23 protein-coding genes, 2 tRNA genes and 1 pseudogene are annotated in these 26,601 nt (G+C 52.5%); 6 read left to right on the top strand and 20 right to left on the bottom strand.

Going from position 1 to position 26,601, the window contains the following annotated elements; genetic code table 11:
- Window positions 1-177: 177 nt before the first annotated feature.
- Both fadE and IM267_RS02215 read left to right on the top strand, forming a co-directional pair.
- Window positions 178-2,622 (top strand): acyl-CoA dehydrogenase FadE, encoded by a 2,445-nt coding sequence (gene fadE / locus IM267_RS02220; RefSeq protein ID WP_193032612.1) that lies wholly within the window; start codon window positions 178-180, stop codon window positions 2,620-2,622.
- A gap of 107 nt (window positions 2,623-2,729) precedes the next feature.
- Window positions 2,730-3,500: an amidohydrolase gene (locus IM267_RS02215; RefSeq protein WP_193032611.1), complete on the top strand. Its 771-nt coding sequence runs from the start codon at window positions 2,730-2,732 to the stop codon at window positions 3,498-3,500.
- Window positions 3,501-3,541: 41 nt separating this feature from the next.
- On the opposite strand, the gene IM267_RS02210 is transcribed toward IM267_RS02215, so the two are convergent.
- The 14 genes and pseudogenes from IM267_RS02210 to dnaQ all read right to left on the bottom strand — a co-directional run bounded on the left by IM267_RS02210 (window position 3,542) and on the right by dnaQ (window position 17,984).
- Window positions 3,542-5,143 carry a gamma-glutamyltransferase family protein gene (locus tag IM267_RS02210; RefSeq protein WP_193032739.1) on the bottom strand — a complete coding sequence of 534 codons (1,602 nt, stop codon included), beginning with the start codon at window positions 5,141-5,143 and terminating at the stop codon, window positions 3,542-3,544.
- A gap of 9 nt (window positions 5,144-5,152) precedes the next feature.
- A complete protein-coding gene (locus IM267_RS02205) occupies window positions 5,153-6,028 on the bottom strand; it encodes an ABC transporter permease (protein ID WP_131636036.1) in 876 nt (291 codons plus the stop codon).
- A 2-nt stretch (window positions 6,029-6,030) separates the two neighbouring features.
- Window positions 6,031-6,972 (bottom strand): ABC transporter permease, encoded by a 942-nt coding sequence (locus IM267_RS02200; protein ID WP_063451776.1) that lies wholly within the window; start codon window positions 6,970-6,972, stop codon window positions 6,031-6,033.
- An 18-nt stretch (window positions 6,973-6,990) separates the two neighbouring features.
- Window positions 6,991-8,505 carry an ABC transporter substrate-binding protein gene (locus tag IM267_RS02195; RefSeq protein WP_193032610.1) on the bottom strand — a complete coding sequence of 505 codons (1,515 nt, stop codon included), beginning with the start codon at window positions 8,503-8,505 and terminating at the stop codon, window positions 6,991-6,993.
- A 2-nt stretch (window positions 8,506-8,507) separates the two neighbouring features.
- A complete protein-coding gene (locus IM267_RS02190; RefSeq protein WP_193032609.1) occupies window positions 8,508-9,590 on the bottom strand; it encodes an ABC transporter ATP-binding protein in 1,083 nt (360 codons plus the stop codon).
- Window positions 9,587-10,600 carry an ABC transporter ATP-binding protein gene (locus IM267_RS02185; protein WP_193032608.1) on the bottom strand — a complete coding sequence of 338 codons (1,014 nt, stop codon included), beginning with the start codon at window positions 10,598-10,600 and terminating at the stop codon, window positions 9,587-9,589. Before IM267_RS02185 ends, IM267_RS02190 begins: the two co-directional genes overlap by 4 nt.
- Window positions 10,597-11,316 carry a FadR/GntR family transcriptional regulator gene (locus IM267_RS02180; protein ID WP_063451779.1) on the bottom strand — a complete coding sequence of 240 codons (720 nt, stop codon included), beginning with the start codon at window positions 11,314-11,316 and terminating at the stop codon, window positions 10,597-10,599. Before IM267_RS02180 ends, IM267_RS02185 begins: the two co-directional genes overlap by 4 nt.
- Window positions 11,317-12,444: 1,128 nt before the next feature.
- Window positions 12,445-13,023, bottom strand: coding sequence for a hypothetical protein (locus IM267_RS02175; protein WP_193032607.1), 579 nt, complete (start codon window positions 13,021-13,023; stop codon window positions 12,445-12,447).
- Between the two features lie 8 nt (window positions 13,024-13,031).
- Window positions 13,032-13,925: a hypothetical protein gene (locus IM267_RS02170; RefSeq protein WP_193032606.1), complete on the bottom strand. Its 894-nt coding sequence runs from the start codon at window positions 13,923-13,925 to the stop codon at window positions 13,032-13,034.
- 94 nt (window positions 13,926-14,019) lie between these two features.
- The gene (locus tag IM267_RS21150; RefSeq protein ID WP_226847838.1) at window positions 14,020-14,127 is read right to left on the bottom strand and encodes a T6SS immunity protein Tdi1 domain-containing protein; all 108 of its coding nucleotides are present in this window, start codon (window positions 14,125-14,127) and stop codon (window positions 14,020-14,022) included.
- Window positions 14,128-14,576: 449 nt separating this feature from the next.
- A complete protein-coding gene (locus IM267_RS02160) occupies window positions 14,577-14,975 on the bottom strand; it encodes a contractile injection system protein, VgrG/Pvc8 family (protein ID WP_193032605.1) in 399 nt (132 codons plus the stop codon).
- Window positions 14,976-15,038: 63 nt separating this feature from the next.
- A pseudogene (tssD, locus tag IM267_RS02155) lies at window positions 15,039-15,547 on the bottom strand (type VI secretion system tube protein TssD).
- 1,496 nt (window positions 15,548-17,043) lie between these two features.
- A tRNA-Asp gene (locus tag IM267_RS02150) sits at window positions 17,044-17,120 on the bottom strand.
- 132 nt (window positions 17,121-17,252) lie between these two features.
- A complete protein-coding gene (gene dnaQ, locus IM267_RS02145; protein WP_072201000.1) occupies window positions 17,253-17,984 on the bottom strand; it encodes a DNA polymerase III subunit epsilon in 732 nt (243 codons plus the stop codon).
- On the opposite strand from dnaQ, the gene rnhA reads away from it, so the two are divergent.
- Window positions 17,938-18,516, top strand: a complete 579-nt coding sequence (rnhA, locus tag IM267_RS02140) for a ribonuclease HI (protein ID WP_162196835.1) — start codon at window positions 17,938-17,940, stop codon at window positions 18,514-18,516. The two genes, dnaQ and rnhA, sit on opposite strands and share 47 nt — an antisense overlap.
- On the opposite strand, the gene IM267_RS02135 is transcribed toward rnhA, so the two are convergent.
- Window positions 18,517-19,233, bottom strand: a complete 717-nt coding sequence (locus tag IM267_RS02135) for a class I SAM-dependent methyltransferase (protein ID WP_193032604.1) — start codon at window positions 19,231-19,233, stop codon at window positions 18,517-18,519. It abuts the gene before it with no gap.
- A gap of 32 nt (window positions 19,234-19,265) precedes the next feature.
- Between IM267_RS02135 and gloB the strand changes: the two genes are divergently transcribed.
- Both gloB and mltD read left to right on the top strand, forming a co-directional pair.
- A complete protein-coding gene (gene gloB / locus IM267_RS02130; RefSeq protein WP_063869190.1) occupies window positions 19,266-20,024 on the top strand; it encodes a hydroxyacylglutathione hydrolase in 759 nt (252 codons plus the stop codon).
- A gap of 68 nt (window positions 20,025-20,092) precedes the next feature.
- On the top strand, window positions 20,093-21,457 hold the full coding sequence (mltD, locus tag IM267_RS02125; protein WP_107534745.1) for a murein transglycosylase D: 1,365 nt from the start codon (window positions 20,093-20,095) through the stop codon (window positions 21,455-21,457).
- Window positions 21,458-21,509: 52 nt separating this feature from the next.
- On the opposite strand, the gene IM267_RS02120 is transcribed toward mltD, so the two are convergent.
- The 3 genes from IM267_RS02120 to IM267_RS02110 all read right to left on the bottom strand — a co-directional run bounded on the left by IM267_RS02120 (window position 21,510) and on the right by IM267_RS02110 (window position 24,474).
- Window positions 21,510-22,283 carry a class I SAM-dependent methyltransferase gene (locus tag IM267_RS02120; protein ID WP_193032603.1) on the bottom strand — a complete coding sequence of 258 codons (774 nt, stop codon included), beginning with the start codon at window positions 22,281-22,283 and terminating at the stop codon, window positions 21,510-21,512.
- A 77-nt stretch (window positions 22,284-22,360) separates the two neighbouring features.
- Complete coding sequence (locus tag IM267_RS02115) at window positions 22,361-23,161, bottom strand: endonuclease/exonuclease/phosphatase family protein (protein WP_193032602.1); 801 nt, start codon at window positions 23,159-23,161, stop codon at window positions 22,361-22,363.
- A 137-nt stretch (window positions 23,162-23,298) separates the two neighbouring features.
- Window positions 23,299-24,474, bottom strand: coding sequence for an MFS transporter (locus IM267_RS02110; RefSeq protein WP_063451784.1), 1,176 nt, complete (start codon window positions 24,472-24,474; stop codon window positions 23,299-23,301).
- Between the two features lie 104 nt (window positions 24,475-24,578).
- Between IM267_RS02110 and yafC the strand changes: the two genes are divergently transcribed.
- Window positions 24,579-25,484, top strand: a complete 906-nt coding sequence (yafC, locus tag IM267_RS02105; protein ID WP_107534741.1) for a DNA-binding transcriptional regulator YafC — start codon at window positions 24,579-24,581, stop codon at window positions 25,482-25,484.
- A gap of 28 nt (window positions 25,485-25,512) precedes the next feature.
- Here the strand turns inward: yafC and dkgB are convergent, their stop codons facing one another.
- Complete coding sequence (gene dkgB / locus IM267_RS02100) at window positions 25,513-26,316, bottom strand: 2,5-didehydrogluconate reductase DkgB (RefSeq protein ID WP_063451786.1); 804 nt, start codon at window positions 26,314-26,316, stop codon at window positions 25,513-25,515.
- Between the two features lie 160 nt (window positions 26,317-26,476).
- Window positions 26,477-26,553 (bottom strand) — tRNA-Asp (locus tag IM267_RS02095).
- Between the last annotated feature and the right edge of the window lie 48 nt (window positions 26,554-26,601).

The following is a 26,601-nucleotide window of genomic DNA, read 5'->3' as shown; positions in this document are numbered from 1 at the left end:
GAGAAGCTAAAGCCATGCGAATCGTCCGGCGTTTTGATTTTTTGTGCCGGCTAAAACGCGAACAATGTGAACCAGGTTGTAATTATTTTGTAAACACATTGCTAAAGGAAATGACATCAACTACAACCATATCATCACAAGTGGTCAGACCTCCTACAAGCAAGGGAGCTTTTCTTTATGATGATTTTGAGCATTCTCGCAACCGTTGTTCTGATCGGCGTGTTGTTCTATCACCGCGTCAGTTTATTCCTGAGCAGCCTGATTCTTCTGGCCTGGACGGCTGCACTTGGCGTCGCTGGCCTGTGGAATATCTGGGTCCTCGTCCCGCTGGCAATTATTTTGCTGCCGTTCAACCTGACGCCGATGCGTAAGTCGATGATCTCCGCGCCGGTGTTTAAGGGCTTCCGTAAAGTGATGCCGCCGATGTCGCGTACTGAGAAAGAAGCGATTGATGCCGGCACCACCTGGTGGGAAGGCGATCTGTTCCAGGGCAACCCGGACTGGAAAAAGCTGCACAACTATCCGCAGCCGCGTCTGACCGCCGAAGAACAGGCCTTTATTGATGGCCCGGTTGAAGAAGCGTGCCGCATGGCCAATGACTTTGCGATCACCCATGAAATGGCCGACCTGCCGCCGGAGCTGTGGGCGTACCTGAAAGAGCATCGCTTCTTCGCGATGATCATCAAAAAAGAGTACGGCGGCCTGGAATTCTCCGCTTACGCTCAGGCTCGCGTCCTGCAAAAGCTGGCGGGCGTTTCCGGGATCCTGGCGATCACCGTTGGCGTACCAAACTCCTTAGGTCCGGGCGAGCTGTTGCAGCATTACGGTACGGAAGAGCAGAAAGATCACTACCTGCCGCGTCTGGCGCGCGGTCAGGAAATCCCGTGCTTCGCGCTGACCAGCCCGGAAGCCGGTTCTGATGCCGGCGCAATCCCGGATACCGGCGTGGTCTGCATGGGCGAATGGCAGGGCCAGCAGGTGCTGGGCATGCGCCTGACCTGGAACAAACGCTATATCACCCTGGCGCCTATCGCCACCGTGCTGGGCCTGGCCTTTAAGCTCTCCGACCCGGAAAAACTGCTGGGCGGCGAAGAAGACCTGGGCATTACCTGTGCGCTGATCCCAACCTCAACGCCGGGCGTGGAAATTGGTCGTCGTCACTTCCCGCTGAACGTGCCGTTCCAGAACGGCCCAACCCGCGGTCAGGATATCTTTGTCCCGATTGATTACATCATTGGTGGCCCGAAAATGGCCGGCCAGGGCTGGCGTATGCTGGTGGAATGTCTGTCTGTGGGCCGCGGCATTACCCTGCCGTCGAACTCGACCGGTGGTCTGAAGTCCGTGGCGATGGGGATTGGCGCGTACGCTCATATCCGCCGCCAGTTCAAAATTTCTATCGGCAAGATGGAAGGCATCGAAGAGCCGCTGGCGCGTATCGCGGGCAACGCTTACGTCATGGACGCCGCAGCCTCGCTGATTACTTACGGCATTATGCTGGGCGAAAAACCTGCCGTGCTGTCGGCGATTGTGAAGTATCACTGTACCCACCGCGCCCAGCAGTCAATTATTGATGCAATGGATATCGCTGGTGGTAAAGGCATTATGCTGGGCGAAGGCAACTTCCTGGCGCGCGGTTATCAGGGCGCACCGATTGCCATCACCGTAGAAGGGGCAAACATCCTGACCCGCAGCATGATGATCTTCGGCCAGGGGGCGATCCGCTGCCATCCTTACGTGCTGGAAGAGATGGCCGCCGCGCAGAATAACGACGTGGATGCCTTCGACAAACTGCTGTTCAAACATATCGGTCACGTCGGCAGCAATGAAGTTCGCAGCTTCTGGCTCGGCCTGACGCGCGGGCTGACCAGCGCGACGCCGACCCGCGATGCAACCAAACGTTACTATCAGCACCTGAACCGTCTGAGCGCTAACCTGGCGCTGCTGTCTGACGTCTCCATGGCCGTTCTGGGCGGAAGCCTGAAGCGTCGCGAGCGCATCTCTGCCCGTCTGGGTGATGTGCTGAGCCAGATTTTCCTGGCCTCTGCGGTGCTGAAACGCTACGACGATGAAGGCCGTCAGGAAGCGGATCTGCCGCTGGTGCACTGGGGCGTACAGGATGCGCTGTATCAGGCCGAACAGGCGATTGACGATCTGCTGGCAAACTTCCCGAACCGCTTTGTGGCCGGCGCCCTGCGCGTGGCGATCTTCCCGACCGGACGTCATTATCTGGCGCCGTCCGACAAGCTGGATCACAAAGTGGCGAAGATCCTCCAGGTACCGAGCGCAACCCGTTCCCGTATCGGCCGCGGTCAATACCTGGCGCCTACCCCGCATAACCCGGTAGGTTTGCTGGAAGAGGCGCTGCTGGACGTCATGGCCGCCGACCCGATTCATCAGAAAATCTGTAAACAGCTGGGCAAAAACCTGCCGTTTACACGACTGGACGAGCTGGCAAAACAGGCGCTGGCGGGTGGCATCATCGACAACAGCGAAGCTGCGCTTCTGGTGAAAGCCGAAGAGAGCCGTCTGCGCAGTATTAATGTGGATGATTTCGAACCAGAAGAGCTGGCAACGCAGCCGGTAAAGCTGCCGGAGAAGCACCGCAAACCTGAAGCGGCATAAGGCATCCCGCTCCCACAAACCCCGCCCCGTGCGGGGTTTTTTATTGCCACATTTTCTCGTAATGACGTGCTACAGTGTCAAAAGGTATTTTTTTAGGAGCCTGTATCGTGCCTGGTTTAAAGATTTCTGTTTTGCAGCAACCTTTAGTGTGGATGGACGGCCCCGCCAACCTTCGCCATTTTGATCGCCAGCTGGAAGAGATAACCGGACGCGACGTGATTGTTCTGCCGGAGATGTTCACCACAGGTTTCGCGATGGAGGCGGCAACACAGTCTATGCCGCAGGACGAGGTGGTGTCCTGGATGCACGCCAGGGCGCAGGATACCAACGCGCTGATTGCCGGAAGCGTCGCGCTCCAGACCGGGCGCGGAGCGGTTAACCGCTTCCTGCTCGTCGAGCCGGAAGGGAACGTCCACTTCTACGATAAGCGCCACCTGTTCCGCATGGCGGATGAACATCAGCATTATGAAGCCGGCAACGAACGCGTGGTATTGGAATGGCGCGGCTGGCGTATTCTGCCGCTGGTCTGCTATGACCTGCGCTTCCCGGTGTGGTCACGCAACCGCAACGATTACGATCTGGCGCTGTATGTCGCCAACTGGCCCGCCCCACGCTCCCTGCACTGGCAGGCTCTACTGACAGCGCGCGCGATTGAAAACCAGGCGTACGTCGTTGGCTGTAACCGCGTAGGAACGGACGGCAACGGGCATCACTATCGCGGTGACAGCCGGGTGATCAGTCCACAGGGTGAAATTATTGCCACCGCCGAGCCGCATCAGGCGACACGAATTGATGCGGAGATTTCGTTAACGGCGTTAAGGGAGTATCGGGAGAAGTTTCCGGCGTGGCAGGATGCGGATCCGTTTAGCATTGGCTGAATAAAAGCCGGGTGGCGGCTGCGCCTTACCCGGCCTACAAATCAGCTCACCAACGCCTGCCCGTCTTTGCGGCTCTCCGTCGCAGCCACGTAGTGCCCTTCCGGCATACGGTAAATCACCTGCGCGCCGCCAAAATTGTAATCCTGGAGCGGATCTTCCACCACGATCTGGTGTCCGCGCTCGCGAAGCGCCGCGATGGTATTGCGATCGAAGGTCGATTCAACAATCACTTCCCTGCCCTGCACCACGCGCCAGCGCGGGGCATCAATCGCCGCCTGCGGGTTTTGCCCGTGCAGCATAATGCGCAACGCCATCTGCATGTGCCCCTGCGCCTGCATCGGGCCACCCATCACGCCGAAGGACATCAGCGGCTTGCCGTTACCGTCCATCGCAAAACCCGGGATGATGGTGTGGAAAGGACGCTTGCTGCCCGTCAGCGCGTTCGGGTGTTGGGGATCGAGCACAAAGCCGCAGCCGCGGTTTTGCAGGCTGATTCCGGTATCCGGCACCACAATGCCTGAACCGAAGCCCATAAAGTTGGACTGAATAAACGAAACCATCATCCCGCTGGCGTCCGCGGTGCTGATGTAGACCGTGCCGCTCTGCGTCGGCGATCCGTACACAAAATCAGAGGCTTTATCGTGGTCGATAAGCGCGGCGCGCGACTTCAGATAATGGTCGCTCAGCAGCACTTTGGCCGCGAACTCCATATGCTCTTCATCCGCAACGTAGCGATCGAGATCCGCCAGCGCCAGCTTCATTGCCTCAATGGAGAGGTGCAGCCCCTGCACGGAGTCCGGATGATGTTTCTCGATGCCGCACTGCTCCAGAATGCCGAGCGCAATCAGGGTGGCGATCCCCTGACCGTTTGGCGGCAACTCCTGCACCGACCCGCCCGCGAAGTCGCGCGACAGCAGTTCTACCCAGTCCACGCGATGGTTTGCCAGATCTTCAGCCGTCAGGTGTGCACCGTGTGCTTTGGCAAAGGCGGCAATTTTCTGCGCCAGTTCGCCACGGTAAAACGCGTCGCCGTTGGTTTTGGCGATCAGCTCCAGCGTGTTCGCCTGCGCGGGGTTACGGAAGATCTCGCCCACGCGCGGCGCGCGGCCTTCCGGCGCGAAGCAGGCGCTAAAGCCCGGCTGATCTTTCAGCTTGTTATAACCGCGCTGCCACAGGTGCCCGATGAGCGGAGAGACGGGAAAACCGTTACGCGCATACTCAATGGCCGGCTGCGCCAGGGTGGTCAGCGGCAATGTGCCAAAACGTTCAGCCAGCGCTACCCAGCCCGATACCGCCCCCGGTACGGTTACCGCGTCCCAGCCGATTTCCGGTACAGCGGTTTTTCCGACAAACAGATCCGCATGCCAGCTGGCCGGCGAACGACCGGACGCATTCAGGCCGTGAAGTTTTTCACCGTCCCAGACAATCGCAAAAGCATCGCTGCCGATGCCGTTGCCGGTCGGCTCGACAACGGTCAGCGCCATGGCGGTGGCAACCGCCGCATCAACGGCGTTTCCGCCCAGCTGTAGCATCTTCATTCCCGCCTGTGCCGCCAGCGGCTGCGAGGTGGCAACGGCGTTGTGGCCCATCATCGGCGGGCGTCGTGAATCGTAACCGGTTGTAAAATCGAGCGCTTTGGTCATCATGACTCCTTAGTCGTGGCGCGGATCGAGCGCATCGCGCAGCCCGTCGCCGAGTAAATTAAAGCCCTGAACGGCAAGGAAAATCGCCACGCCGGGGAAAACGGACATCCACGGCGCCTGCTCCAGAAACCCTTTGGCGGTGTTGAGCATGGAGCCCCAGGATGGGTTGGGCGGCTGTTGCCCTAACCCTAAAAATGAGAGGCTGGCTTCGGCGATAATCGCCGAGGCAATGGCCAGCGTGGCCTGTACCAGAATCGGTGACATCACGTTAGGCAGAACGTATTTGATAATGATCCAGCGGTCCGGCAGGCCAATCGCCCGCGCGCCGTCGATATACTCTTCGTTGCGAATGGCGATCACCTGCCCGCGCGTCAGGCGGGCGAAGATCGGCATCGCCGAGAGCCCAATGGCAATCATGGCATTGGTCAGGCTTGGGCCTAAAAATGCCCCCAGCGCGATCGCCATGATCAGGAATGGACAGGCCAGCAGTGCCTCGATAAAGCGGGAGATCACCCCGTCCCACATCTTCTGGAAATACCCCGCCACCAGCCCCAGCGGCACGCCGATGACCACCGCGATCGCCACCGACATACAGCCCGCCATCAGCGAGGTTCTCGCCCCCCAGATAATGCGGGACACGATATCGCGCCCCAGTTCGTCGGTGCCGAACCAGTACATCGCCGAGGGCGCTTTGCGCACCGCGAGGAAGTTAGCCTTTACCGGGTCAAACGGCGCGATCCACGGTGCCAGCAGCGCCACCAGCACAAAAAAGCCCACCACAATCGCGCCAATCACCGCACTTTTATTGGCGAGGAATTTTTTCAGCACCCGGTTTTGCGCGCGCGGCAGCGCGGGCGCTACGGTTTGCGTCGTCAGTTCCGCCATGATTAACCTCGCATTTTCGGGTTGATAAGGACGTAGAGCACGTCAGCCAGAAGGTTGAGCATCAGGAAACCGATCGCCACGATCAGCACTACGCCCTGCACCACCGCGTAATCGCGGTTGAACACCGAGTCGACGATCATTTTGCCGAAGCCCGGAATGGTGAAGACCTGCTCGGTCAGCACCGCCCCGCCCAGCAGCTCGCCGAACAGCAGCGTGGTGAGGGTGATCACCGGCACCAGCGCGTTGCGAAAGGCGTGCTTCAGGACCACCGCTTTCGGCAGCAACCCCTTAGCGCGCGCGGTGCGGATGTAATCCGCTTTCAGCACCGCAATCATCGACGCACGGGTATGGCGCATCAGCGTTGCCGCCAGGCCGGTCCCGAGCACGGACGCGGGCAGCAGCAATGTCCGCAGGTTCTGGATCGGATCTTCACTGAACGGCACATAACCGGACGCAGGCAGCCATTGCAGGTTTACTGAAAAGACCAGAATCAGCAGGATCCCCAGCCAGAAGTGCGGTATTGAGATCCCCGAGATCGCCACAAAATTCGCCCCGTGATCGACCCAGCTGTTTTTGTTCACCGCCGCGAGGATCCCCATGCTGATACCAAACACCAGCGCGATAATCATCGCCAGCAGCGACAGCTCCAGCGTGACCGGCAGCTTGCTGGCAATCAGCTGCGTGACCGGCTCATGAGTGCGTAAGGAGACACCCAGATCGCCTTGCAGCGCGCGCGTCAGCCAGTTGAAATACTGCACGGGGATCGGCGCGTCCAGATTCAGCTCAGCACGCAGCTGGGCGATCACCGCCGGATCGCGCTCCTCCCCGGCCATGGCGATCAGCGGGTCGCCGGGCAGCAGCTTTTGCAGGCCGAACACCATCATGCTCACCAGCAGCAGAGTGGGAATAGCCAGCAGCAGACGTTTGCAAATCAGTTCCAGCATGGGTTCTCCTCAGGAGGTTTATTTCGCCAGCGTTAAGCCAGCCAGACGCACAATGCCGTCCGGGTACGCTTTGAAGCCCTGTACGCGCTTGTTCAGGCCAAAAATGCGCGGTTCGAAGTAGAGATAGGCAATCGGCATGTCGGTTTGCAGCTGCTTCACCACCTTGTCGTACAGCGGCTGGCGGGCGGCCTGATCGGTGCTCTGACGCGCCTGCGTTAACCATTCATCCACCTGAGCATTGCTGTAGCGGCCATCGTTAAGCGTGCCTTTGCTGTTGATAAAGCCGTAGATGCTGCCATCTGGATCCGGGCGACCCGACCAGCCGGAGAAGCTCAACTGGTAGTCACCGCTCTGCTGGCGATCCAGCAGCGTGGCGAACTCGGTCATTTGCAGGTTCAGGTTAAAGCCCGCCTCTGCCACCATCGCCTGCAATACCTGGCCCACCTGCTGCGAGGTTGGGTTGTTCGGCACCAGCAGATTGACGGTCAGCGGCGTGGTGACGCCTGCGGCTTTCAGCAGCGCTTTGGCTTTGTCGACGTCACGCGGGGGAACCGGAAGATTGACGTGGTACGGGCTTACCGGCGAAAACGCCTGGTTTGCCGGAGTGTAAAGTCCCTCGAACACCACCTGGTTTAAAGCATCGCGATCGATGGCCTGAGAAAATGCTTCACGCACGCGGGCATCTTTGAAGGGATCGTTCGCCGGGACTTTGCCATTGTTAATGTTGAAAGTGATGCCCTGGTATCCGAGGCCCGTTACCTTCGCCAGCGCCAGCTTGCTGTCGGCCTCGACGGTTTTGACGTCGCTGGCGGCAATGCCTTCGGTCAGATCGAGATCGCCCGCGCGCAGGTTCGCCAGGCGCACGGAAGCATCCGGGATCGGCAGATAGATTATTTTATCGAAGTGGTAGGCGTCTTTGTTCCAGTAGTTGTCGAAGCGGGTCAGCACAATGCGATCCTGCGACACGCGGCTGTCGAACTTATACGGGCCGGAACAGACCGGATGCGCGGCAAAATCAGCTTTTTTCGCGGCTTCTGGCGCCATCATTGCGCCTGCACGATCTGTGAGCTGCATCAGAAGTGCGGCATCCGGCGTTTTCAGGTGCAGGGCTATCTGCATCGGGCCGGTGACCTCCACTGACTCAACGGAAGAGAGTTCACTTTTACGCAGAGAACCTTTTAGCGTCAGGGCACGGTCGAGGTTATATTTCGCGGCGGCGGCATCAAATTTTTCACCGTCGTGGAAGGTCACGCCATCACGGAGATCCAGGGTCAGCGTTTTACCGTCATTGCTCCACGCCCAGGATTTTGCCAGTCCCGGCACCACCTTGAGATGTTCGTCCACGTCCACCAGCCGGTCACACAGGGAGGCAAACACGAAGCGGCCATAATAGGTACGCGCCAGATGCGGGTCCAGCATGTCCGGGTCTGCGCCCAGGCCGATTCGCAGCACGCTTTCAGAATGGGCGGGCAGCGCCGCGCCAAGCAACATAACACTTCCCAGTACGGTCAAAAGAGAATTACGCATTGTCATTATCATGAGTTCCTTGAAGGAAGGGAGGAGTGAGTGGCCGCGTGTTCAAACAGCGCGCGGCGGCGCAAAAATGCGGCGGATGGCGGTGCGATCTGGATAACGCTGCGATCGCGGTTAATCTCCTGCCAGCGGTGGCAGGCGACCTGACGCCCGCCGTCGATGACCTGGTTAATCGGCTCGACCTGACGGCATTCATCGGTAACGTAGGGGCAACGGGTGTGGAAACGGCAGCCGGAGGGCGGATTAGCCGGGTTCGGTAAATCACCCTGCAACAGCGGCGCATCCCGCGCTACGCCTGGCTGCATTTGCGGTGCTGAGGCGATTAACGCCTGAGTATAAGGATGCAGCGGCGCGTCGAAGATGTCGTCGACGGTGGCCAGCTCGACGATTTGCCCAAGATACATCACCGCCACGCGGTCGCTCATATGACGGATAACTGCCAGCCCGTGGGCGACGATCACCATCGTTAGCCCCAGCTGGTGCTTCAGGCTTTCCAGTAAATTCACCACCTGTGCCTGAACGGAAACGTCCAGCGCAGAGACCGGTTCATCGCCCAGCAGCAGCGTTGGGCCCGACGCCAGCGCGCGCGCAATGCCGATACGCTGGCGCTGCCCGCCGGAAAATTCGTGCGGATAACGCCCGGCCCAGGCCGCGGGCAAGCCGACCGTCCTGAGCAGCTCGGCAACGCGGTACTGGCGATCCACTTTTTTCATGTTCTGATGCAGCCACAGCGGCTCACCAACAATCTGCTCTACCGTCATGCGCGGGTTCAGCGAGGCGAAGGGATCCTGAAAGATGATCTGTAACTCACGCCGAAGTTGGTTCAGACGAGTACCTGAGGCGTGGGTGATCTCCTCACCCTGATAAAATACGCGCCCTTCGCTGGCACTCAGCAGGCGCAGCAGCAGACGACCGAGGGTGGATTTTCCGGAACCGGATTCACCGACAATGGCCAGCGTTTCGCCAGGCATCACCGACAGCGAAACGCGGTCGACAGCCGTAACAAAACGGGCCGGCGTAAACAGTTTTTTCGGGCCGGGGAAAAGCTTGCTTAGATCGCGGGCTTCAAGTATGGGCGTGGTCATGCAATTTCTCCCAGGGCAATGTGTTGTTCCAGCGGCACGCGGAAGCAGGCAACCTGATGGCCCGCGCCGAGCGTAGTGAGCGGTGGTTTTTCAGCATGACAGCGCGTCTGCGCGAAGGGGCATCGGGTGGCAAAGCGGCAACCTTGAGGCATGGATTCCGGCAGCGGGACCGATCCGGGAATGGTGGAAAGCTGGCCCTTGCGTGCGCCAAGGGAGGGGATCGAGCCCATCAAGCCAATTGTGTACGGGTGCTGCGGGTCGGCAAATATCGCCTCGACGCTCCCCTGCTCCACTACCTGTCCGGCGTACATTACCGCCACCTGCTGCGCGACTTCGGCCACCACGCCTAAATCGTGAGTGATCATCAGCACCGCCGTGCCGGTTTCTTCTTTTAGGGTATTGAGCAGGGCGAGAATTTGCGCCTGAATGGTCACGTCCAGAGCGGTAGTGGGTTCGTCAGCAATAAGTAATTTGGGGTGGTTTATCAGGGCCATCGCAATCATCACGCGCTGGCGCATACCGCCGGAAAGCTGATGCGGGTAAGACTTGAGGCGCATCTCTGCGGCCGGGATCTGCACCTTCTCCAGGATCTGTAGCGCAACCGTCATCGCCTCAGCCTGGGAGATCGTTTGATGGCGCATCACCGCTTCACTGAGCTGATCGCCAAGCGTGAAGGCCGGGTTGAGCGAGGTCATGGGCTCCTGGAATATCATCGCCAGCTCGCTGCCGCGCAGATCGGCATACTCGCGTGGCGAGAGCTTGCGCAGATCGTGGCGGCGGAAATGCATCTCCCCGCTAACGATCCGGGCGCTGGCAGGCAATAACCCCATCAGCGCCAGGGAAGTGATGCTTTTGCCGCAGCCGGACTCGCCCACCAGCGCCAGCGTCTCTCCCGCTCTGACCGTCAGCGAGATGTCTTCGAGGACGCTCACCGGCGAGCCCGCGAATTTAACGTTGAGGTTTTGCAGCCGCAGTACGGGCGTGGAGTCCTTAAAGGGTATCGTCGTCATAGCGTGGAATCGTCCTCAAGGTGGATAGCCTGAATCAGGGCGGTTTGCAGGCTGAGCAGGTGTTCGCGCATGGCGGCGGCTGCTTCATTAGGCTGGCGATGAATAATCGCTGACATGATGTTGTGATGGTGGTCGTTGTAGCTATCGACACGTTCAGGGGTGCGGGCAAGTTCGCGTAAATGCTGCCAGCCGGGCTCCCGGCGGACGGCATCTATCGCATCGAAAAGCCCTAGCATCAGGCGGTTGCCTGCTGCTTCCGCAATGGCGCGGTGAAAGGCGCTATCCCACAGTTCGTTGAGATCGCGGTCATCCGGGCTGACCTTATCAATGCGTTCCAGCATGCGCTGCATGAGCGCGAGGTTTTCCCTGGTGGCACGCAGTGCCGCAAGTCGGGCTAAGCCGGGTTCGAGCTGTAGTCGAGCTTCCATGACTTCAAGCAGGTTGGTTTGCTGAACCAATCCCTGAAGCGCCAACGGCTCAACAGGGGCAGCCGGACCAATGAAGGTGCCCTTGCCCTGCTTGCGCCAGATACGGCCTTCCTCTTCCAGCACGTCCAGCGCGCGACGCACTTCACGTCGCCCTACGCCGAGCGTGTCCGACAGCTCACGTTCAGTGGGCAGCGGAATGCCTGGTGTTGACTCGTGCTGGTTGATAAGACCGCGCAACTGCTCAAGCGCGGTGCTGGAATTTGCTAAAAACCGTGAAGGCTTTTCCATATTGGTTCGCTCGCTTTCATCATCACTTTATTTTTATCAAAGATAAGTTATTGATATGACGCACTACTTATCGTGCTAATGATTAAGCAATAAGCGAACCAATAGCGTATTGGTTCAGGTGTTTTCTGAAAAATGATCGGTAACCGAATGATTTCTTATGAATTATTCTTACATAATTATTACATAACAGAGTGGGATTCGGAGAGGGGATGGGCAAACAATGCACAAAAACAGTGCAAATAATGCACTAAAACCGTGCATATGTTAATAAATTGCACCGGATATATTAACTTTTTGTTAACTGAAATAAGAAGAGAGATAAGCAAGTGTAGGGAGTATAAAACGACGAAAGCCTGAATCATTTCTGATTCAGGCTTTCTAAATAGTGGCGGAACGGACGGAACTCGAACCCTGAAAATATAGATAAAGTTCATCTCACCTTCACTGTAGGCTCATTTTCAAAAACTGAAAAGCGGGCGTTTTTTAGACGAGACCAGTTATCCTGATATCACCATTCTACAGTGTGTAGCTACATTTCCATACAGGAAGCTCTCTTCCATGTGTACAGATATGACTGCCAGAAAATTGAACATTAGAATGGAAATTATTTACCATGAAACAACTTGTCTTACGTTTCAGTTCTGTGGATAAACGCCGAAAACGCGCTGAATAATTCTTGACACCGTTTTTCATCAAAGATGCCTTTGAATCCGATAATATGACTTTCGCCACGTCTCATTCGATATGTGAAGACTTTTTACTATACAGTAACTCACCTTTACTGTTTCCAACATCAGCTATTCTTCCAGCTCCACTTTTGAAACTAACTTACTTCATTATCCGCTAAATTGAGCCCCATCGCATACTCTCTTTGCCTTACCGCCATTTTTATTGTTTTCAAAAAATTGGTCAGCCACAACCATTCCTACCTCAGGGTATCACTGTTCCTGCTTACTCCAGCCATACAGTGATTTCGGGCCACTTTTTTTTACCCAGCATTGATACTTTGTCTTCTGTCCGTTTTCCGATATATCCGCTTTTCCCTGTTATTATGATTTTGTCTCTGATCATATATCAACCTGACGCTTTCTCCCTTTGCTAGCTGGATTTTAATCTACATATATGACTTTATTCGCCAACGGCTTCACAAAGATGCGCCACTTCAGGATCATCTGCATCCCTACAATCTTTTGGCCGAGCAAAAGCCTGAATAACTATTTTTTCACCATATTCATCACAATCACGACGTTGTAAATCAACATCTTTCTGGCGATATCCATACATCGGGAGGACATCAGGATTGCGACGAATTTCTTCTTCAGTATAAATTTTTCGAAGTTTTTCCATTGTAAAGACAGACGTTTCTTGATCAATAATATTGGCATCATTTAAAGACATATAATCATTTTCACCAAGATTACGGCCCAGCGTCCAATTAGAAAATATATAATTATTCTCTTTCCAGAAAACGACTGCACTTCGGCGACCATCAGGCCAGTCATAACCTAGCATGCAAAAATGATTATCATTCTGACTTTTACCTTCCTTTAATATAAAATATTCAAGAGCATCCTTATAGACCTCTTTATAGGGTGTTGTCGCAGTTATTTTGTATCTGGCAACTGGCTTTGAATTAAAGATCCCCCAGTCATCAGCCTTTGACACAAAAGAGCTAAACAGGAAAATAACGATAAGAACAGATCTCATAACAGCCCTCAATCATTGTTGGGTTTATTAGGGTTATCGATAAATTTCTTTTGCAGCCCATAGAAACTCTGACCTGACAGATCAAACAAGTGCTTAAAATTTCTCCCTGGGCTGGAACTCCCCTGAGTTCGCCAGCTATAAACCTTTTCACCAGTGGTAACACCTGAATTTTCCACGCTAGCAATCTTGATTGCAGCCTGAAGTAGATTACGATACTTTGTAAAATTTTTACTGTTACCCTTATTACATTCATTGAAGAATGCGTCAATATTTTTCTGGACACTTGGTTTCAGAACTGGGTAATTCCGAAAGCCTTCAATAACTCTTCCAGACTTGATTAATCCGATCAGGGTTGGATTATTTTTTGGAATATCAAGCAAATAGGGATGGGAGAATTTAAAACGATTATATAATGCCTGCCTCATATATTGCATAGCCTTAATAGCATCTGTTTCGTTATATCCTGAACCACTTGGTCTTTTGGTTTCTGCTAATAATACCAGTAACATAGCCTTTTGTTCAGGATTTAAGTCTTTTGGCATTGAGATTGTACTCATTACCTCTATTGTTAAATTTGGAAAACAACCATTAAAATGTCCATTAGCAGGAATACAACTATTCATATATTTGCTTGATTTAGCAGACGACTCACGAGCATGGATTATGACGAAACCTTCTTTTATCGCAGTAATCTGAATGCTTTGCTCCCGTTGATTTTGGCGGGAAGACTGTGTGATTGAAACGATTCCCTGGACGGACGCTCCTAAAACGAGATGCTGCCCATCGCTGCCAAATCCATTTATTTTTAAATAGAGCGATTCTTTTGGTGTCAGGTAAAAATGATAGTTTGTCAGTGGATTTTTGTTAGCGCGCGTACTTATAAAAATATTATCATTAGCCATAAAAATGCATTTCCTATATTCTAATGAGTTAGGTAATGCATAAAAATGCTCACCTAACTCATATAATACTTCATCCCTAAAATCTAGAATTTAACTATTCTGGTGAAACTAACTCCCTAAGGATTGACAAATGAACCTGGCAGTCTACTTTCCTTAAGCTCTCTTTTTTATTCGCCCCCCCTAAGACATAAGCAGGCTTCAAACCAAATATCTCATTTTTCTTTAAAAGACCGTATATCTCTACTGCTTATTAAAAATATAATTATCATTGCAATCGAGCAAATCAAACTCATCTGGACTTGAAAATGCGAAAAATGATTCTATTTCACTATTCAGATCTTCTGATATTTTCCTTAAACAATCAGCCTTATTAAATAAAATTCGATTCAGGATTGGTAATACTTTAATATCCCTACCAATTGCCTCCCCGAAAATATAAAGGTTGCCAAAAGCATTTTTACTATAACATGGTAAGAATCCATTTCTTCAAATGGAGTATTCTCTAACATATTGATCGCGCATTTTCTTTATCCTCGAATTCCACTACCCCGGCACAATTCTGACTTAATATGTTGTTCAGAAGCATCATCTAAGGTTGCCAACCTTCCTTCTTGATTCCAGCTTGCGCCTATTGAACTATTAACGCCTGAGTCACCAAGTGACGCCATTCTCGCCCAGCAGTGTGTCGATGATGGTTTCGATATCCTGATTCTGAAAACTGCGAAAATTCTGCCGCAGGGCGCTGCGCCAGAACGGGGGACGGATTTCCAGCCAGTAATCCGTCCGCTGACCATCGAACTCACCCCGGCTGAAAGCGGTGACAATACCTTTTACTTGGCGAAGGATGGTTTCCCCTTCCCATATTTTCAGAATTGCCGTTTTCTCCGTCACCATCTCGTGGCTAAGGGAGGTGAAATATTCACTGGAAACGCGCACATCAAGACGAAAAAGTGAAGAGAGCGACTCGTTCCGGTTAAAATCGACCACCGGAAACATATTCGGCGGGAGCCCTTCAACATCCAGAGTAAAACGTAATCCTTGTGATGACATAACAACCTTCCTGATCCCGCAAATAACTGAGGTATACCGTAACTTCACGGCATGTCTTTCCAGCTATAAAAAATATGCTACCAGCGCAGCTCGCCAGTCGTCGGCACCAGAAATGCCGCGGTAACGTGTTTCCATTAAATCTCGCAATAAGACAGCGAAACCTTAATCAACTGAAAGAATTCAAGCTTCGCCGAATCCTGACAATGCGGCATATCGCAGTCGATATCCACAATGGTCGAGTGAGTCAGGCGAGTCATGAAAAGTGCTCCTGTTTCCCTTCAACAGACGTTCTGTCTTTGGCAACATTTCACCGGAAGCCAGCGCGTTTAACAGCATCAAAATGGCTTTATTTAGCGCCACTGTAAAAAAACACGGCTTATGCGCACGTAGACTAGCAGGCTGGCCGGACTAAGAGTCGATTGGCACTGTGACGTTATGCTGAAACTCCTGAACCAGCCTCTCATCTTCATGCCCCTGAACGTAGATAATACCCACATGCTCCGCAGTAAATGCCCCTTTGTGATGTTACTCTTGGTCTGATCGGGAATAGCGATATAACACGGCGTTGGCATCCTTAACTCCCTTACGTATCCACAACATTTAAGTCAAAATCTGCTACTGGCTGGCACATAACCGGAAGAGATTAATCAGTCAGTTAACCGACAAATGGAAAATGAATCTCCGCATCCATATTAGCTGGATAAGGGAAAAAACAAATAATTAAGACGTAAACATCACAAAAATAAATACTCTTCAACCTTTACTTTACTGCATAACAAAAAAAAAGACTTGTAAAACCAGCCACCTATTATGAGAGAATCGAGGAAAAACCATACCCTACATCATTGAACAACATACATTCATCTCATAAATATAAGGCAAACCATTCAATCGTCTACTCAAAAATTAATTTAAGTATCCAATAACGCCCACTTAATATACTTGACCAAGATCATGCAAACTTATTTGCAGCATTATACTTTTAAATTTATAAAGCTCGTTCCTCCCCACAAGAGGCCCAATAGTCTGATAGATAGGGGATTTTTTTACATAAAGCACAACGCAAATAACTGTACGACCCCTATTGTTTCTTATTTAAAGAAATGAATCGAAGCAGTAATATAAATGATACAACTATATCATTAATATATCATTCAAAAGCATTATGTATATGGGAGCAAGAAAAATGACGCCGCCCATAACAAAGAATAAATTAATAACTGTCATATCCCAAAACAGAGGACTAGCGTCAGAAGTTGCTGTTCCTCTCAACCTTTTAGTCACAGGTGACCCAGATAAGACAGACAACACATCTCTGGACGAAAGGCATGTAGTGTTTGTAAACAATAACAAATTCAACTTAGTTATAGCAAAGACAAGAACCAGTTGAATTTTAACGTCAGAAAGCCGAAACATAGACTGTCGGTATTATTTACGCCTCGATGCTGGACGAGGTGGGTGAAATCGGCACCGATATCGAGGTTATGATCTTTAATAAATAGATTTGGCCTCCGTGACACCGACAGCAACCGGACGCCGGGCTGCCCGTTGCCACACTGCTGCAACTGCTGATTTCGCGTTTTCGCTGTTCGCACCGCATAAAGAAAAAAACCAGACTGATAGTTCCCCCTCTTCCGTAAGTTCCTCTTGGTAGTATTCAGCCTGTGACAAAACTGAAGAAAAAGACCGGACAGCTTTATCTAATGATTCTTATGGCATTCCAGCCATGCCTGGGATCTCACCGAATATTCCCGTTCAACTAACTTTTCTGCGGGTTTTATTTTCTGAACTTAGAAAGTCGATAACGGACGGGTAAGAACAGCCATAAAACGCACTCCTTCAATCTCAGTGAAGAAGTAAGCAATATTCTGTTTTTTTTTGAATTTTCTCCGCATAAAGCCTGAAATGGGACTGCGAAATTTATGTCTTTTGAGTGCAGGACTGTTGGCTTTGGCTTCCCCAGTATCGGAGAGAGAAGAGTACAGACGAAAAAAAACCGTATCCTGTAAACAGTGATACGGTTTTCTTTACTATATCGGATGTTATGAAACACCCGAAAACTGAATAGTGGCGGAACGGACGGGACTCGAACCCGCGACCCCCTGCGTGACAGGCAGGTATTCTAACCGACTGAACTACCGCTCCACTGTTCCCGTTTGGGGAACGAGGCGAATATTACGGTCTGCCTCGTAACTCGTCAACGCTTTTTCTCAGGTTTTGAATCGTTTGCTGCAAAAATCACCCAAACGGTGATTTAACAAACGTTTCCGCCTTTTTTCACCCACGCCACAGACAGCTTCCGCCCTTCTTCTGAACTAAATCGAGGCGAGATTCGTGGTTCATCAGCTCTTCATCACTGGCTAAAACAACCCGCAGGCGATTCGCCTGACGCACGACCCGCTGAATACCGCCTTCGTCCCGCGTCTGCTGGGATTCATTTTCCATACTGAATTTTATCGACGTTTGCCCGCCGGTCATGGTCAGGTAAACATCGGCCAGGATCTGGGCATCGAGCAATGCGCCGTGCAGGGTTCGCTTGGTGTTGTCTATCTCATAGCGAGAGCACAGGGCATCAAGGCTGTTACGCTTGCCGGGAAACATCTTCCTTGCCAGCGCCAGGCTATCCGTGACTTTACAGAACGTATTGGTCTTTGGAATATCGCGGTTGAGCTTGCTGAACTCATAGTCCATAAAGCCGATATCGAACGACGCGTTATGAATGACAAGTTCCGCACCTCTGATGTAGTCGAGAAATTCATCCGCGACATCGGCGAAGGTGGGCTTATCCAGCAAAAACTCATCGGCAATCCCGTGAACGCCGAACGCTTCCGGATCCACCAGCCGATCGGGTTTGAGGTAAACGTGGAAGTTGTTGCCCGTAAGACGACGGTTCACTACTTCAACGGCACCAATCTCAATGATTTTGTGCCCTTCATAGTGGGCGCCAATCTGGTTCATACCGGTGGTTTCGGTATCAAGAACAATCTGGCGAGTAATTGCAGTGCTCATAGCGGTCATTTATGTCAGACTTATCGTTTTACTGAACGTTTCAAATACAGGAAGTCTACCAGAGATGCGTAAACAGGTAGAAATTTTCACCGATGGATCTTGTCTCGGTAACCCAGGGCCCGGCGGCTATGGCGCCATTATGCGTTATCGTGAGCATGAAAAAACCTTTAGTGAAGGCTATTTTCTCACCACCAACAACCGCATGGAGCTGATGGCGGCCATCGTGGCGCTGGAAGCGTTAAAAGAACATTGTGACGTGGTGCTGAGTACCGACAGCCAGTATGTTCGCCAGGGCATCACCCAGTGGATCCACAACTGGAAAAAACGCGGCTGGAAAACGGCAGAGAAAAAGCCGGTCAAAAATGTCGACCTCTGGAAGCGTCTTGATGCCGCCCTCGGTCAGCACGAAATCAAATGGGAATGGGTAAAGGGGCACGCCGGGCACCCTGAAAACGAACGCTGTGATGAGCTGGCTCGCGCGGCGGCATCCAACCCGACCCATGAGGACGCAGGTTATCAGCCTGAATCCTGATCACGGTTTTTTGTACTGCCGCGTGGCACCCACGGTCTGGCGGATCCGCGTTTTTGATTTGCTTTGCTTCATCGGATTAAGCGTAAGGGGGATCGTCCTCTTACGCGCGATAATATACTGCATGCAGCCCAGCGCGGGTAAATGGGTGCTGAGTAAAACACCGCCTTTTCGCGTCCAGGGAATGACCTGAAAACCGCCGTAGCTCAGCACTTCAAAATTCAGCAGTGAAAGCCAGTCCAGCTGGCGCATCATAGTAAACATCCGGCTGTTATACGGCGGCGTGCGGCGCAGCACGGGCGTTAGCTTGCGCAGCCCCATCAGACTCAGCGGATTAAAACCGCTCAGGATCAGCCAGCCGTCGTCAATCAACACGCGGTCGGCTTCCCGCAGCAGACGATGGGGATCGTTACACCAGGGCAGCGCGTGGGCGAGCAGACAGGCATCGATGGATTTTTCCGCAAACGGCAAATGCAACGGATCTGCTTTCACCTGAACCGGGGAACCCTTAAGCGATACGTTAACCTGATGCGAGATAGCGCAGCTTTCGGTATTGATTTCTGCGCTGAGATTGCCAATCTTAAGCAGGTGAAAACCATACATTTTCGCGAGCCAGGGTTTAAGCTGAAGTTCTAAAGCTTCGCGATAATATTCACCCCAGGGCAACTCTGCCCAACGATCCGGTGGTGCGACAGTCTGAGGTATCCTTGCCGGTTTCATCAAAACACCCGCCACGCTATAAGAGGTAATGCATGAATCTTATCAGTATTTCCGCCTTTCAGGACAATTACATCTGGGTTTTAGTCGACGACGATCGCAGATGCATCATTGTCGATCCCGGCGAATCCACTCCGATCCTGGACGCAATAAATGAAAACGGCTGGCAGCCGGAGGCGATTCTCCTCACCCACCACCACAATGACCACGTGGGCGGAGTTCCCGATCTGCTTGCGCAATATCCTGGTCTTGCCGTGTATGGGCCGGCTGAGACACAAAACAAGGGCACAACGCAAGTCGTTAGCGAGGGCGAAAGTGTCCAGATTCTTGGGTGGGAGTTTTCCGTATTTGCTACACCAGGTCACACTTCTGGACATCTTTGTTTCTACAGTAAACCTTATCTGTTTTGCGGCGACACGCTGTTTTCAGGGGGATGCGGAAGGCTTTTTGAAGGCACGCCAGAACAAATGTATCAATCTTTACAAAAAATTAATGCATTGCCTGCCGACACCATTATTTGTAGTGCGCACGAGTATACATTAGGAAATATGAAGTTTGCTGCGAGCATCTTACCCGAGGATCGGGCGATTCAGGATTATTACCAGAAAGTGAAGGAGTTACGTGCAAAAAACCAAAAAACACTCCCCGTAATTCTGAAAAATGAGCGCCAAATAAATTTATTTTTAAGAACGAATGACGTTGATTTAATTAATAAAATTAATCAAGAAACAAATTTGCAACAACCAGAAGCGCGTTTTGCATGGTTAAGGTCAAAGAAAGATAACTTCAGATAAATGCGGGTTGCCTTTTCAAAATTTCGCCGTTATCATCGCTCGTCTTTTAAGCAACTATTGACACACACATGAAGGCAAAAGCGATATTACTCGCCTCTGTCCTGCTTGTTGGTTGCCAGTCACAGAACGGCGGCAACGTACAGCAGCACGCACAGAGCCTTTCTGCGGCTGGTCAAGGGGAAGCAGGGAAGTTTACGAGTCAGGCGCGATGGTTGGACGATGGGACATCCTTCGCGCAGGAACAAGACTTGTGGGCCTCTATTGGCGACGAGCTAAAGATGGGAATTCCGGAGAACACCCGGATTCGCGAACAGAAGCAGAAGTATTTAAGAAATAAGAGCTATCTCCACGATGTAACATTACGGGCAGAGCCGTATATGTACTGGATAGCCGGGCAAGTTAAGAAACGTAACATGCCTATGGAACTGGTACTACTACCCATAGTGGAGAGCGCTTTTGACCCGCACGCGACGTCTGGCGCCAATGCCGCAGGCATTTGGCAGATCATTCCGAGCACAGGGCGAAATTATGGTTTAAAGCAGACCCGCAACTACGATGCGCGTCGTGATGTTGTCGCTTCAACGACAGCCGCTCTCGACATGATGCAACGTCTGAATAAGATGTTTGATGGCGACTGGTTATTGACTGTCGCAGCGTATAACAGTGGTGAAGGTCGTGTACTGAAGGCAATGAAAGCGAATAAAGCGCGTGGTAAATCCACAGACTTCTGGTCGCTCTCACTGCCACAGGAAACAAAGATTTACGTACCGAAAATGCTGGCCCTGAGCGATATTCTCAAGAACAGCAAACGTTACGGTGTACAACTGCCAACACCAGACGAAAGTCGTGCACTGGCGCGTGTCCGCCTCAGCAGCCCGGTTGATATTCAACAGGTTGCCGATATGACGGGTATGTCGGTAAGTAAATTGAAAACCTTTAATGCAGGTGTTAAAGGCTCTACGCTGGGTGCAAGTGGCCCGCGCTATGTGATGGTTCCGCAGAAACACGCAGAACAGTTACGTGAGTCTTTAGCTTCGGGTGAAATTGCAGCCGTTCAGTCTACGCTGATCGCTGATACGTCGCCTGTAAGCAGCCGCAGCTATAAGGTGCGTTCAGGTGATACGCTTTCAGGTATTGCATCACGTCTTGGCGTGAATACGAAAGATCTCCAGCAGTGGAATAATCTGCGCGGGTCGGGTCTGAAAGTGGGTCAAACGCTGACCGTAGGTGCAGGTAGCAGCGCACAGCGTCTCGCTAAAAACAGCGATAGCATTACCTATCGCGTGCGTAAAGGCGACTCGCTGTCCAGTATCGCTAAGCGTCACGGCGTAAACATCAAAGATGTGATGCGCTGGAACAACGATACGGCCAACCTGCAACCTGGCGACCAGTTAACGCTGTTTGTGAAAAACAGCGCTACGCCAGATTCCTGATAGTACGATCGCTTGTTAAAAAGGCACCGATTCCCCTCGGTGCCTTTTTTGTTTATCCCGCTTTATGCGCTTCGGCCATGATGGTGTCGCTGGTAAACGAACCATCCCCATGCAATTCAAAGTACGCCTTCACGTCAGCAGAGGCGCTCTCCTGATACAATCGGATCGCCTGCGTTAATGCCTCCGGTGTGCGCATCCGCGCAATCCATGACGTAAACTCCAGCGGCAAACGGTCGGTTATCAACGAGCGTGAAATCAGGCCGGCTTCGGTGATAAACGTAAGCCACTCTCCACTGGAGTAGTTTTGCACGTGCGAGGTATCACGCAGCGCTTCAACCGTCTGAAGCCAGATATTCCGCACCGGATGTCCCGGAGACATCACGTCCATGATGATGAAGATCCCGCCCGGTTTGAGCACGCGTTTCACTTCCCGTAATGCCTGACCCACATCATGCCAGTGGTGTGCAGAGTAACGGCTAATCACAACCTCAAACGACGCATCCTCAAAGGGTAAAGATTCAGCGTAGCCCTGGCGCGTCGTGACGTTATTCAGCCCTTTCGCTTTTGCCGCCTCAGCAACCACGTCCAGCATCTGGCTCGATAAATCATACGCCGTTACCTGGCCGACATGCTGTGCGGCGGTAAAACTGGCGTGCCCCGCCCCGCAGCCTAAGTCCAGCACGTGCGCGTCAGAAAAGGCGGCGAGCCGTTCGCCAAGACGCACCAGATCGCGGCCAGAAGCGTGCACGGCGCTGCTCAGATAGGCACTTGCCTGAGAACCAAACTGTTTTTCGACGTTGTCATGATGGGAGTGTGTTGTTGTCATGTTGCTGTCCTTTTATGGGTTAAATAATAAAGGGCAGCACCCGCACAGGCCTGCCCCACGGCAGACCTGACGCACCATTATTTATCAGATTTGCCGGGACTGAATTCAACGAGTAGAGGATTATGATCGGAGGCGCGCGTCACCAGTACGGAGGCGTCGTGCACGCTTAAACCACGATAGAAAACGAAATCGAGAGGCCGGCCAAACGCTTTCTTGCGCTGGTCATCGCCAAAACGCACTTCACGCAGCGACATTTCACGCGCAAAGCGGTACAACGCGTTCATGCGCGGACGGCTCCAGGCATTGAAGTCGCCGGCCATAATGATTGGCCCGCTGTGATGAGCAATCTGATCGCCAATGGGAAGTAACTGCTTACTATACACATCAACGCCCAGGCTGAAGTTCACCGCATGTATGTTTACCACCATCAGCAGACGGGTATCAGGCAACGGATAAACCGTGACCAGCGCCGATTTTGCCAGACGCAGGATCGGTTCACGTTCACGCAGCGGGCAGCAATAGACCGGATGTGCGGCTGAAAGGGTCATCACCCCAGATGGATGCTGTGGCAGAACAAAGGCAGGCACCTGATCGGCTGCAAGATAGTTTGTTGTTGCAAACCTTACCAGCTCAGGCGTGGTTTGCGCCTCCTGTAACAGAACCAGATGCGCATCTTTGCCGAAATTTTGAAGTACGGATAACCACTCCGCACGCTGTTGCTTGAAGATGTTCCACACCAGCACGCGAATTTTATCGTCACTGCTTAAGGGAGTGCCCGCAGGTAATGCCTGGCTGAGGCTCGCAAACGACCCCGGAGGCAAGATCCTCTCCGCAGGCATTCCGGCAACATAACGCATGGCATAGGTATTTTTTCGCACTTTTGGAAACGGCCTCTGTAACATGAACCAGCCCGGAAAACGGACTGGTTCTAATGTTATAGGGATTTTAGGTCACACTTTCAACGCAATTACTGAGAAACCGCTTTCCAGTTTTGTAAGCAAGCACTTACTGATACTCATCCCAGCGCGACGCGAGCAGGTTTATCAAGACGTCCACTCAGAGCAATCAGGAAGAAAGCGACAAGCACAATCACTGCGCCAATCCACGGCGTCTGGGTTAATCCAACGTGTTCAACCGTCTGCCCACCGATAACCGAGCCGAGTGCGATACCGACATTGAATGCGGCAATATTCAGGCCGGATGCGACATCCACCGCATTGGGGGTATAGCGTTCAGCTTTCTGCACAACATAGACCTGCAATCCCGGTACGTTACCAAACGCGAATACCCCCATAACCAATACCGTTACCAGCGCGGCGTATTGCATCGATGCGGTGAACTGGAAAATCATCAGCAGAACAACCAGTGCGGCGAAGATAAACTTCAGCGCCGGTACCGCACCATGCTTATCCGCAAGCTTGCCGCCCCAGATATTGCCGATTGCGACGGAGATACCGTAGCCCAGTAAAATCCAGCTCACTGCCCCCGGGGAGAAACCAGCCAGCTCCTGCATCATCGGCGCAAGGAAGGTGAACGCAGTGAACACGCCACCATAGCCCAGCGCCGTTACGGCATAGATAAGCAGCAGGCGCGGGTGTGTAAGAACCTTAACCTGATCGCTCAGGCTGGCACTCGCTCGCCCCGGGATATTCGACGGGACCAACAGCAGGCTGGCCACCAGAGCAATGACGCCCAACAGCGATACCGCGAGGAAGGTTTCACGCCAGCCAAAATGTTGTCCGATAAACGTGCCTAACGGCACGCCGGTGACCAGCGCGACGGTTAAGCCACCAAACATAATCGCAATGGCTGACGCCGCTTTCTCTTTTGGCACCAGGCTGGTTGCAATCGTGGAACCGATAGAGAAGAAGACTCCGTGCGCGAGGCCTGTCAGCAGGCGGGCAATGACCAGCGTGGCGTAATCCGGTGCCTGCCAGGCCAGAATATTGCCGGCGGTAAAGAGCACCATCAGGGCGACTAACAGTTGTTTACGCGGGAATCGGCCGGTCAACGCCGTCAGCACAGGCGCCCCAACAGCGACACCTAACGCATAAATAGATACCAACAGCCCGGCTGAGGGCAGCGAAATGGCAAGTTGATGAGCAATGGTAGGGACCAGTCCTACAATAACAAATTCGGTCGTGCCAATTGCAAAGGCACTGATCGTCAGGGCAAGAAGCGCCAGTGGCATAAAATACTCCGTCTCTTCAGGATTAAGATGACAGGCAGTATGCGCCAGTGTTTAAATAACAAAAATGGTTAGAATCTCAATAGAATTTTGCAGGTGGTGCAATAATGAAGGCTACATCTGAAGAACTGACTATCTTTGTCGCCGTGGTCGAAAGCGGGAGCTTTAGCCGCGCCGCCGAACAGCTCGGGCAGGCGAACTCAGCCATCAGCCGCTCGGTAAAAAAGCTTGAGATGAAGCTCGGGGTAAGCCTGCTTAACAGGACAACGCGCCAGCTCAGCCTGACGGAAGAAGGTGAGCGTTATTTTCGACGCGTGCAGTCGGTTTTGCAGGAGATGGCGGCGGCAGAAACGGAAATTATTGAATCACGCAGCACGCCGCGTGGACTGCTGCGCATAGATGCGGCGACGCCGGTCGTGCTGCATTTCCTGATGCCGTTAATCAAGCCCTTCCGGGAGCGTTACCCGGAGATGACCCTGTCGCTGGTCTCTTCTGAGACATTCATTAACCTGATTGAGCGTAAAGTTGACGTGGCGATCCGCGCGGGCACTCTGACGGACTCAAGCTTACGCGCGCGCCCCTTGTTCGCCAGCTACCGCAAAATTATCGCGTCACCGCAATATATTGCCGAGCATGGCAGACCGGAGACGGTTGAAGAGCTGAAGCAGCATCTGTGTCTGGGTTTTACGGAGCCTGTAAGCCTGAACACCTGGCCTGTCGCCTGCCATGACGGCCAGCTTCATGAAATCACCTGCGGTATCTCTTCTAACAGCGGGGAAACGCTGAAGCAGCTGTGTCTGCAAGGGAATGGGATCGCCTGCTTATCCGACTATATGATTGATAAGGAAATTGCAGCTGGCCAGCTAGTTGAGCTAATGGCTGATAAACGCTTGCCTGTAGAGATGCCTTTTAGCGCGGTGTATTACAGTGACCGAGCGGTAAGTACGCGCATACGCGCATTTATCGACTTCCTGAGTGAGCATATAAAAACAGCTCCCGGAGGAGCTGTGTGAGGGTTAAGGTCACAGAGGGAGGGTTTTATTAATCCCAGTCCGGTGCTAACCCTTCCGGGCTGACCAGACGATCGTTGCATTCCAGTGCTGCGATCGCTTTTTTATCTTCATCATCAAGCTGGAGATCCCGCGCTAACAGGTTACTTGCCAGGTTTTCACGTTTGGTTGAAGACGGGATCACGGCATAACCTTCACCCATCGCCCATGCCAGGATCACCTGTGCAGCTGTCGCATTGTGTTTTTCAGCGATGCGTGCAATCACTTCGTCTTTCAACGCTTTACCATAAGCCAGCGTCATGTACGAGGTGATATGAATACCATGCTGTTTCGCCCAGTCCACTACGTTGCGGTTTTGCAGGTAGGGAGAGAGTTCAATCTGGTTAGTAGCAATATTCTCTTTACCCACTGCGGCAATGGCTTTTTCCATCAATGGAATAGTGAAATTTGAGATACCAATTTCACGCGTTAAGCCCTGCTCTTTTGCTTCCAGCAGCGCCTGCATAAACTCTTCTACGGAGACGGCATCGCCAGGTGATGGCCAGTGGATCAACGTCAGATCAACATAATCAGTACGCAGCTTTTTCAGACTTTCCTTCAGGCTTGGGATCAGCTTGTCTTTGCTGAGGTTTTCAATCCAGATTTTGGTGGTGATGAAAAGCTCGTGGCGCGGTACGCCGCTCTCTTCGATGGCCAGGCCTACGGCAGCTTCGTTGTCATAAATCTGCGCCGTATCAACGGCGCGATAGCCCAGTTCCAGAGCGGTTTTAACAGATGCGATAACAACGTCGTCCTTCAGGCGAAAAGTGCCGAGACCCAGTGCAGGGATAGTCATATGATTCCTCAATCGTTATGTTCGTAAACTGAGGAGGATTATCGCTGTGGTTGTTATGTCGAAAAAGATCTTAAAACGCAGAGGATTTTTGCTAATTTCGCAATAGTTAAACGGTAGATAAGAAAAAAGCCCTGAGCGTTAGCTCAGGGCTTTTAATAAGTGGCGGAACGGACGGGACTCGAACCCGCGACCCCCTGCGTGACAGGCAGGTATTCTAACCGACTGAACTACCGCTCCACCGAATACTTCTGTAACCACCGGATTGATGCACCGGCTTACTACTTA

This window comes from Enterobacter cloacae complex sp. P15RS (assembly GCF_014895905.1).
Lineage (GTDB): Bacteria > Pseudomonadota > Gammaproteobacteria > Enterobacterales > Enterobacteriaceae > Enterobacter > Enterobacter quasihormaechei.
The sequence above is the reverse complement of the archived record's forward strand: the minus strand, read 5'-3'. Positions and strand labels throughout refer to the sequence as shown.